Genomic DNA, 9,206 nt, shown 5'->3' with positions numbered 1-9,206 from the left:
CAGCCCCCGGTCCGGCAGCCCCCGGTCCAGCAGCCCGCCGCCGCCTACCCGCCGCCGCAGCCCATGGCGCCGCCCGCCGCGATGCCGCCCCAGCCGCCGGCCTCCCCGCCCCGGGTCACCCTCGACAAGGGCCGCGTCAGCCTCCGCAAGCGCGAGACCGTCTCGCTGGTGAAGGCCGGCCGCCCGCTGCTCTCCCGGGTGCGGATGGCCCTCGGCTGGGACCCGGCCCCCGGCCGCGGCAACATCGACCTCGACGCCTCCTGCATCGCCTTCGACGCCTCGCGCCGCAAGCTCGAACTCGTCTGGTTCATGCACAAGGCCGCCTACAACGGGGCGATCCTGCACTCCGGCGACAACCTCACCGGCGCCGGCGAGGGCGACGACGAGTCGATCAGCATCGACCTGGGACAGCTCCCCGCCGAGGTGCACGCCGTCGTCTTCACCGTCAACTCCTTCACCGGGCAGAAGTTCACCGATGTGGCCCGCGCCTACTGCCGGCTGGTGGACGAGTCGAACCAGGCGGAGCTGGTGCGCTTCGACCTCTCCGAGTCGGAGCCGCGCCGCGGCGTGCTGATGTGCAAGCTGGTGCGCGAGGGCGAGGCGTGGTCGATGACCGCGCTCGGCGAGTTCGCGGACGGCCGCACCGTGAAGAAGATGGTGGATCCGGCGGCCGCTCTCCTCTGAGTGCGCCTACGGTGAGGGGTGGGCCGTCCCCCAGGACGCCCGCCCCTCCCCCTCCTGGAGGTTCCACTCATGGGAGCGCTGCACCAGGGCCGCTCGGGGCGGCCGCGGATCCATGTCAACCCGCTGCACGGGGAGGTCGACCCGGCCGCGGGCATGTCCGAGGCGCCGCCCCGGTTCCGGCTGCCGGACGGCCCGATGCCGCCGACGACCGCGCACCGCATCATCCACGACGAGCTGATGCTGGACGGCAACGCCCGGCTCAACCTGGCCACCTTCGTGACCACGTGGATGGAGCCCGAGGCCAACTCGCTGATGGCGGAGTGCCTCGAGAAGAACATGATCGACAAGGACGAGTACCCGCAGACCGCCGAGCTGGAGCAGCGCTGCGTCAACATCCTCGCCGATCTGTGGAACGCGCCCGACGCCCAGGCCGCGGTGGGCTGTTCGACGACCGGGTCGAGCGAGGCGTGCATGCTCGCCGGCCTCGCCCTCAAGCGGCGCTGGTCGCAGGCGAACGCCGACCGGTACTCCTCCGGCGCCCGCCCCAACCTGGTGATGGGCGTCAACGTCCAGGTGTGCTGGGAGAAGTTCTGCAACTTCTGGGAGGTGGAGCCCCGGTTCGTGCCGATGGAGGGCGAGCGCTTCCACCTCGACCCGGACGCGGCCGCCGCGCTCTGCGACGAGAACACCATCGGGGTGGTGGCCATCCTGGGCTCCACCTTCGACGGCTCCTACGAGCCCGTCCCGGAGCTGTGCGCCGCGCTGGACGCGCTGCGCGACCGCACCGGCCTCGACATCCCCGTGCACGTGGACGGCGCCTCCGGCGCGATGGTCGCCCCGTTCCTCGACCCCGACCTGCGGTGGGACTTCCGCCAGCCGCGGGTGGCGTCGATCAACACCTCCGGCCACAAGTACGGCCTGGTGTACCCGGGCGTCGGCTGGGCCCTGTGGCGGGACGCCGAGGCGCTCCCCGAGGACCTCGTCTTCCGCGTCAACTACCTGGGCGGGAACATGCCGACGTTCGCGCTCAACTTCTCCCGCCCCGGGGCGGAGGTGGTGGCGCAGTACTACGCGTTCCTGCGGCTGGGGCGCAAGGGCTACCGGGTCGTCCAGCAGACCTCGCGGGACATCGCGATGCATGTCGCGGAGGGCGTGGAGAAGCTCGACTGCTTCCGCCTGCTGACCCGCGGCGACGAGCTGCCGGTCTTCGCGTTCACGACGGCCGACCACATCACCTCGTTCAACGTCTTCGACGTCTCGCGGCGGCTGCGGGAGCGCGGCTGGCTGGTGCCGGCGTACACCTTCCCGGAGAACCGCCAGGACCTGGCGGTGCTGCGGATCGTGATCCGGTACGGCTTCTCGATGGACCTGGCGGACATGCTGCTGGAGGACATCTCCCGGGTCGCGCAGGAGCTCGACACCCAGCAGGACGCGCCCGTCCAGACGGAGGAGTCGGCGGGGTCCTTCCACCACTGACGGGCCCGCCCCGAGGGGCGGGCGAGCGTCGGGCGACGAGCCGTCAGCCGTGCTCGGCGTAGCGCTCCGCGAGCTTGGCCTCGGCCTTCCCGAGCCACACCTCGCGGCGCTTCTTCGCCGGGCTGTCGGTCGCCTTGGCGGCCGCCGCCTTCGCGGCCTTCTCGGCCGCGACGGCCTTCTCGTGGGCGACGCGCGCCTCGTCGCGGGCCTCGACCCGGTTCGAGCAGGACCCGTCCGCGCCCTCGGCGGCGTAGCCCGCGTCCTCCGGAGCGGCGCCGGCCGGCGGCCAGCACCGCAGCTTCTCGGGGTTGCGCATCCCCCACACCTGCCGGACCCGCCCCCCGCGGCCGATGCCGAACGCGTAGACCGTCACCACCGCCCCGTCCAGGCAACCGACCAGCCCGGGGCGGCCGTTGACGGTGCGCTCGCGGAGGGCCAGCCCAGGGAACCGCTCGATGAGGCGGACCAGCCCGCGGGCGATCCGCTCCGCGCCCTGCTGCCGGTGGCGGAAGGTGCTCGCCCGGCCGCCGCCGTCGCCGACCGCCACGGCCTGCGGATCCAGCAGCGAGACCAGCGCGGCGATGTCCTGCCGCTGCCAGGCCCGCTTGAGGTCCCGGACGACGGCCGCGTCCCGCCGGTCCTGGGCAGGAGCCCCCGCCGGCCCGGCGTCCGCCTCCCGCACCCGGCGCCGCGCCGAGGACGCCAACTGGCGGCACGCCGCAGGCGTGCGGCCGACGATCCGCGCCACCTCCGCGAACGGATAGCGGAAGACGTCGTGCAGCACGAAGGCGACGCGCTGCGCCGGGGACATCGCGTCCAGCACCACCAGCAGCGCCATGCCGACCGACTCGTCGAGGGTGATCCGGTCGGCCGGGTCGCCCTCCGGCGCGCCGCGCCACTCGGACGGATCGGGCAGCGGCTCCGGCAGCCATTCGCCGACGTACTGCTCGCGCCGCGCCCGCGCGGAGGTGAGCTGGTTGAGGCAGATCCGGCTGGCGACGGTGGTCAGCCAGGCGGCGGGCGAGACGATCGCCTCCCGCTCGCGGCGGGAGAGCGCGTACCAGCGGGTGTACGCCTCCTGGACGGCGTCCTCGGCGTCGGCGAGCGAGCCGAGCAACCGGTAGGCGATGTTGATCAGTTGGCGCCGCTCCTCGACGCCGACCGCGGCGCGGCCGCCGGCGCTGCTCCGGGTGGGCATGGGGTCTCCCTCCGTCGAGGCGCCCGGGGCCGTCCCGGGCCGTCCTCACCGGTACGACCGGACGGCGCCGCGATCTGTGACACCTCACACTTCGGGCGGCTGCCCGGTCGGACCACCGCAAGCACACCGACCGCCACCCCCCCAGGGAGCCCGACCGCCATGACCACCGAGAACGCCCCGCACGCCGAGAGCACCGAGGGCGCCGAGCGCACCGCCACGCCGGACGGCCTCCGCTCGCGCCTGCCCGACCTCACCAGGCTCTACCCCGAGCTGGCCGCGCTCTCCGGCGCCGTCCGCAAGGCGGTGGCCACCGGCCCGGTGCCGCAGACCACCATCGCCCTGATGCAGCTGCGCGCCGCGCAGATCGCCGGCAGCACCTACCACGCGGTGGCGCTCACCGAGGGCCTGCGCAAGGCGGGCGAGGAGGAGCGCCGCATCACCGCGGTGGCCACCTGGCAGAGCGCCCCCTACTTCTCCGCGGCCGAACGCCTCGCCCTGGAGCTGGCGGAGGCCGTCCTGACGCCCAATCCGTTCGGCGAGCGGGTCTCCGACGCGCTGTTCGCCCGCGCGGCCGAGCACTACGACGACGAGTCCCTCTGGCACCTCACCGCGGCCCTGGGGCACCTCAACCTCTTCATCCCGGTGGCGCTGATCGGCAAGCCGATCCCGGGCCGCCCCCCGGGCAAGAACTACTCCCGTTGACGAACGGGCCGTCAGCGCGGCGCGCTCCGCTCCGACTTCGAGCACCGCCGCCCGGACCAGCGACTCCCCCAGCCGGGGCCGGGTGTGGTCGATACGCTGGCCGCGTGACGACGGACGGGGCAGGGACGAGTGTGGACGGGGCGCCGCGGCGCGTCCTCGCGGGGCGGTACCGGCTCGAAGGACGTCTCGGGCAGGGCGGTATGGGGACGGTGTGGCGGGCGGTGGATCTCCTCCTGGACCGGTCCGTGGCGGTCAAGGAGGTCCTCGTCGATGCGGGGAGCGGGCACGCGGAGCGCGCCGAGAGACGCGAACGCGTGCTGCGCGAGGCGCGCACGGCCGCCCGCCTGACGCACCCGCGGATCGTCGTCGTGCACGACGTGGTGGAGGAGGACGGCAGGCCCTGGATCGTCATGGAACTCGTCGAAGGCCGTTCCCTCGCCGAGGCGCTGCACGAGGAGGGGCCGCTGTCCCCGCGCGACGCGGCCCGCGTCGGCGCCGAGCTGGCCGCCGCGCTGGCCGCTGCCCACGCGGGCGGCGTGCTGCACCGCGACGTCAAGCCGGGGAACGTGCTGCTGGAGGCCGGCACGGGCCGGGTCGTGCTGACCGACTTCGGGATCGCCCGCCCGGTGGACGGGACCACCCTCACCTCGACGGGCCAACTCGTCGGCTCGCTGGAGTACATGGCGCCGGAGCGGATGTCGGGAGGGCGCGAGGAGGATCCCGCCTCTGATCTGTGGTCGCTGGGGGTGCTGCTCTGGGCCGCGGTGACGGGCGACGCGTCGCCGTTCCGGCGGAACTCGGTGGCCGCCGTGCTTCACGCGGTCGCGCTGCAGCCGCTGGTCCTTCCGGAGACGGCCGGGGAGTTGATGCCGCTGCTGGCGCGGCTGCTGGACCGGGACACGACGGCCCGGCCCGACGCGGCCGAGGCCGAGCGGGAGCTGCGCGCCGTGGCGGAGGAGCGCGGGTCCGGAGCACGGGCCGGCGCCGCCGCCGCGGCACGGCCGGCGCCCGCCCCGCCGGAGACTCCGCCCGCGGGGCCTCCCGCAACCGAGCAGAGCGGTCCGGGTTTACGCGGTCCCGCGGGACCGCGGCGCCGCCGGCGTGGTCTGACGGTCGTCCTCGCCGCAGCCGGGGCGCTCGCTCTGGCCGGTGCGGGCGCCGGGGCCGTCCTGATGACCGAGGGCCGGGGCGGCGGGCACCTGCCCGCGTCCACGACGCCCGCCTCCCGTACCGCGGCCTCCCCGACGGTGACGGCGCCCGCGCCTGCCTCCGCGTCCCCGTTCCCGTCCGCGTCCCCGTCTGCGTCCGCCTCCACCGGCTTCCACCAGGTCGAGGATCCGCGCGGCTTCGCCCTGGACGTCCCGGACGGCTTCACCCGCAGCGACGAGCCGCCGCGAGTGTTCTACTACTCCGCCGGAAGGCGCTTCCGCCTGGGCATCATGACCAAGAACCCGGCCCCGGCCGACGGGCCGCTCGCCGAGATGCGGGCCGAGGCGGCCGCGGCGGACGGCCCCCATGGCGCCTACCCCGGCTACCGCGGCGGCACGGTCACAGCGACCGAGCACCGCGGGGATCCGGCCGCGCTCTGGGAGTTCACCTGGAACGGCGACGGCGACGGCCCCCGCCACACCCTGGATCTGTCCTGGAGCCACGGCGGCACCCAGTACGACGTCTGGGTGTCCGCCCCACTCGCGCAGGCCGACGCAGGGCGCCGCTACTACACGGCCGCGGAACGCAGCTTCACGCCCGGCTGATCCCGGGCGGGGCGCGCCGAGGAGATCGGCAGCCGGGCGCTGGATGAGCGGCGCGGCGGCCGGGCGTGCCTGCCCTTCCTGCGGAAGTCTCTGATTCTTGGAAGACCCAAGATCAGGACAGTCCCACAAGTGGCCAACCAGTTTCTCGGCTGCATGGACAGAATCGCCGTCAGCGGCCTCTTCGAGCAGCCCGGCTCCAGCCCCGACAAGACGGCACGCCGCTTCACCAACGACCACGGCCACGGATGGTTCGTCGATGACAATGCCTCACACGACATCGTCACCGCCTACACCGACATGCCGCGCACCAGCACCGGACGGCCGGACAACAACTGGGCCCTGTGCGACCGCCCCCTGGACGAGCGGCACCGCCCGCACTGACCCGCACCCCGGAGGCCGCCTTGTTCGCCGTCACACTCTCCCCTCCGGAGGGGATGACGCTCACGCTGGAGACCGACACCAGCGCCTGCGAGATCTCCACGACCGACCTCGACGGCCTGGAGCCCGACGCCGTGCACGCGCTGATCCAGGCCGTGCGACTGCTGGCCGAGGGTGTCCCCGACACCGGTGCCCGATGGCCCTCCGAACCCCGCGGGCACTTCATCGACCTCAGCCACGGCTGGCGCGGCCAGGCCGGCATCGCGGTCCACCCCTTCGCCGACGACTGGCTCGACACCTCCCTCAACCACACCCCAGGCACGTGGACACCCCGCCGCGGCCCGGCCCTGTTCACCGCGACCACCACACTGCCGGCGCTGGTCCGAGCCTTCACCGAAGCCTTCGGCGCAGCCCGGGCCGGTTACGTCAACCACGACCGCCCCAGGTTCGGACCCTACTGGCGCTACCCCTTTCCCGAGCAGGAGTTCGCACGACTCCAAGCGGCTGGTGCCGCTCTTGCCGACGCCACGTAGGCACCTGCCGCGGGCACGCACGGGGCCCGGTGCACGAAGGGCTCCTGCCCCCTCGGTCCCGTTCGGACGTCCGCCGATCGTTGCCATGCCCGCGGCGGGCGGCCGGGGCTTCCCTCCATCCCGCCGCTGTGTGCGCTGTGTGCGCTGTGCGTGCCTCGGGTGCCTCGGATCAGCGTCAGGGGACGGCACATAACGCACTAGAAGCGATGCTTCGGCGCCTCATCCCATCTTCACCAGGACCGGGGACCCGCTGGGGACGGCGCACGATGGTCTCCAGGAAAACTTGGACAGCCGCGAAGGGGCCACCCGCTGCAGCGGGCTCCAGAAGGCCTCACGCCCCCCGCTGACGCACCCGGGCCGGCGTCCTCCCCGAGCAGAGGGAGGACGCCGGCCCGCGGCCGTACCCGACGGACCGTCAGCGCAGCGCGCGCCCCCGGCGGCGGTAGGCCGCGATCATCGGGACCACGTTCAGCAGCAGGCCCGCCAGGCCCACCCCCGTCACCAGGTTGATGCCGGGGCGGAAGCCGGAGAAGTCGTGGCCGCCGGACGCGCCGCCCAGCAGGGCCGTCACCACGGCCAGCACCAGGGCCGCGCCCACCTGGCCGGAGGTCTGCACCAGGCCGGAGGCCAGGCCCTGCTCGCTGTCGTCGATGCCCTCGGTGGCCTGCGACATGATCGAGCTGAACCCGAAGGCGAAGCCGCCGCCCAGCAGGATCATCGTCGGGAAGACCGCCGACCAGTAGCCGGGCGCGGTGCCGGAACTGATCAGGAACCAGACGTAGCCCAGGCTGAGGGAGGCCATCGCCGACAGGATCAGCGGCGCGGTGCCGAACCGGTTGATCAGGTTGCCGGTGATGGGGGAGGCGACGACCACCAGGATGCCGGCCGGGAGGAGGGCCATCGCCATCTTCAGCGGCGACCAGCCCAACACGTCCTGGAGATACAGCGTCATCATGAACTGGAAGCTCATGTAGGAGCCGAAGAGCGCGATGACGCTCAGGTTGGCCCGCACCACCGTGCCGACCTTGAGGATGCTCAGCCGCACCAGCGGGTGCTTCAGCCGGTTCTCGATGACGACGAACGCGGCCAGCAGCAGCGCGGCGAGTGCGAACCCGCCCAGCGTGAGCGGCGACGTCCAGCCGTTGCCGGAGGCGGAGACCACCGTGTAGACGGCGAGCAGCATGCCGCCCGTCAGCGTCGCGGCGCCGGCCAGGTCGTGCCCGCCGTGCTCCTCCGGCGCGTGCTTGGGCAGCAGGAAGTACCCGGCGACGACGGCGGCGACGGCCAGCGGCACCGGGGTCAGGAACGTCCAGCGCCAGCCGAAGTTGGTGAGCAGCCCGCCGAGGATGAGCCCGGAGGAGTAGCCCGACGCCCCGAAGAGCGAGAAGACGGAGAGCGCCCTGTTGCGGGCCGGCCCCTCGTGGAAGGTGGTGGTGAGGATGGAGAGCGCGGTGGGCGCGGTGAAGGCCGCGGCCAGGCCCTTGGCGAAGCGGGTGGCGATGAGCAGCGGCCCGCTGTCGACGAGCCCGCCGATCAGCGACGCCACGGCGAACGCGGTGACGGCGATGAGGAAGACCTTGCGCCGGCCGAGCAGGTCGGCGGTGCGCCCGCCGAGCATCAGCAGGCCGCCGTAGCCGAGGACGTAGCCGTTGACCACCCACTGCAGGGAGGTGGTGGAGAGGTGGAGTTCGGTGCCGATGGACGGGAGGGCGACGCCGACCATGGAGACGTCGAGGCCGTCCAGGAAGAGCACCACGCACAGCACGGCGAGGATGCCCCACAGCTTGGGCGTCCAGCGCTGGGCGGCGGCGGGGCGGTGGTCTGCCGGTGGCGGCGATATGGCGCGCTCGCCGGCCGTGGCGGCGGCGAGGTTCTCCGTAGCGGTCATGGACGAGGACACTACATGCGTCCGCATCTAATGTCCACGCATAATATTTGTTTGCATAGATGTAACGTGCGCGCTAGGGTGCGGGCATGAAGACGCAGGACCAGGAGAAGTCGGCGCAGCGGCGCGGCACGGCGACCGGAACCGCCCCCGGATCGTCGGACGGCGCCCTGGTGGAGCGGTGGCGCTCGCTGCTCTCCTGCTACAGCGGCATCGCCCTGGCGCTCGACCGCGAGCTGCACGCCGAACACGGCATCACCATGAGCGACTTCGAGGTCCTCGACCGCCTCGCCGAGAACTCGCACCCCTCCGGCATGGAGGGCTGCACCGAGGCCGGCATGCGCATCCAGGAGATCGGCGAGCACATCCACCTCAGCCAGAGCGCGCTCTCCCGCACGGTGGCCCGGCTGGAGAAGTCCGGCCTCGTCGAGCGGGTGCTCTGCGAGTTCGACCGCCGCGGGGTCTTCGTCGCCCTGACGAAGAACGGCCGGGCCTGCCACACCGCCGCCGCCCGCACCCGCCTCGAGGTGCTCCGCGAGCACCTGGCCGGCTGAGGCGCACCGCCCGACTTCCCCGGCGGACCTTCCCGTTCCCCT

At 73.3% G+C, this 9,206-nt stretch carries 8 protein-coding genes and 1 pseudogene; 7 read left to right on the top strand and 2 right to left on the bottom strand.

Annotation, left to right across the window (positions count from 1 at the left end; genetic code table 11):
- Together BIV57_RS16695 and gad are read left to right on the top strand one after the other, a co-directional pair.
- On the top strand, positions 1 to 684 hold a 684-nt coding region (locus BIV57_RS16695; RefSeq protein ID WP_175548780.1), incomplete at its 5' end, for a TerD family protein.
- Positions 685 to 753: 69 nt separating this feature from the next.
- Positions 754 to 2,160: a glutamate decarboxylase gene (gene gad, locus BIV57_RS16690; protein WP_071657617.1), complete on the top strand. Its 1,407-nt coding sequence runs from the start codon at positions 754 to 756 to the stop codon at positions 2,158 to 2,160.
- Positions 2,161 to 2,428: 268 nt separating this feature from the next.
- On the opposite strand, the pseudogene sigJ reads toward gad, so the two are convergent.
- Positions 2,429 to 3,358: pseudogene (gene sigJ / locus BIV57_RS16685) on the bottom strand (RNA polymerase sigma factor SigJ); the annotation flags it as partial.
- Positions 3,359 to 3,517: 159 nt separating this feature from the next.
- On the opposite strand from sigJ, the gene BIV57_RS16680 reads away from it, so the two are divergent.
- From BIV57_RS16680 to BIV57_RS16665, 4 genes are all read left to right on the top strand, one after another.
- A complete protein-coding gene (locus BIV57_RS16680) occupies positions 3,518 to 4,060 on the top strand; it encodes a carboxymuconolactone decarboxylase family protein (RefSeq protein ID WP_071657615.1) in 543 nt (180 codons plus the stop codon).
- 104 nt (positions 4,061 to 4,164) lie between these two features.
- Positions 4,165 to 5,814, top strand: coding sequence for a serine/threonine-protein kinase (locus BIV57_RS16675; RefSeq protein WP_265736998.1), 1,650 nt, complete (start codon positions 4,165 to 4,167; stop codon positions 5,812 to 5,814).
- A 129-nt stretch (positions 5,815 to 5,943) separates the two neighbouring features.
- Positions 5,944 to 6,195, top strand: a complete 252-nt coding sequence (locus tag BIV57_RS16670; RefSeq protein ID WP_071657613.1) for a hypothetical protein — start codon at positions 5,944 to 5,946, stop codon at positions 6,193 to 6,195.
- 53 nt (positions 6,196 to 6,248) lie between these two features.
- A complete protein-coding gene (locus BIV57_RS16665; protein ID WP_071657612.1) occupies positions 6,249 to 6,725 on the top strand; it encodes a hypothetical protein in 477 nt (158 codons plus the stop codon).
- 415 nt (positions 6,726 to 7,140) lie between these two features.
- Here the strand turns inward: BIV57_RS16665 and BIV57_RS16660 are convergent, their stop codons facing one another.
- Positions 7,141 to 8,613: an MFS transporter gene (locus tag BIV57_RS16660; RefSeq protein WP_071657625.1), complete on the bottom strand. Its 1,473-nt coding sequence runs from the start codon at positions 8,611 to 8,613 to the stop codon at positions 7,141 to 7,143.
- 86 nt (positions 8,614 to 8,699) lie between these two features.
- Here BIV57_RS16660 and BIV57_RS16655 point away from each other — a divergent pair, with 86 nt between their 5' ends.
- Positions 8,700 to 9,164 carry a MarR family winged helix-turn-helix transcriptional regulator gene (locus BIV57_RS16655; RefSeq protein ID WP_079170393.1) on the top strand — a complete coding sequence of 155 codons (465 nt, stop codon included), beginning with the start codon at positions 8,700 to 8,702 and terminating at the stop codon, positions 9,162 to 9,164.
- The last annotated feature ends 42 nt before the right edge of the window (positions 9,165 to 9,206 follow it).

Origin of the sequence: Mangrovactinospora gilvigrisea, assembly GCF_001879105.1 — a bacterium.
Taxonomy (GTDB): Bacteria; Actinomycetota; Actinomycetes; order Streptomycetales; family Streptomycetaceae; genus Mangrovactinospora; species Mangrovactinospora gilvigrisea.
This window is presented reverse-complemented; position numbering and strand designations above follow the sequence as displayed.

Bases quoted from the DNA above. Each gene is read 5' to 3' on its own strand.
- gad (WP_071657617.1), top strand. From the start codon at position 754: ATGGGAGCGCTGCACCAGGGCCGCTCGGGGCGGCCGCGGATCCATGTC.
- BIV57_RS16680 (WP_071657615.1), top strand. From the start codon at position 3,518: ATGACCACCGAGAACGCCCCGCACGCCGAGAGCACCGAGGGCGCCGAG.
- BIV57_RS16665 (WP_071657612.1), top strand. From the start codon at position 6,249: ATGACGCTCACGCTGGAGACCGACACCAGCGCCTGCGAGATCTCCACG.
- BIV57_RS16660 (WP_071657625.1), bottom strand. From the start codon at position 8,613: ATGACCGCTACGGAGAACCTCGCCGCCGCCACGGCCGGCGAGCGCGCC.
- BIV57_RS16655 (WP_079170393.1), top strand. From the start codon at position 8,700: ATGAAGACGCAGGACCAGGAGAAGTCGGCGCAGCGGCGCGGCACGGCG.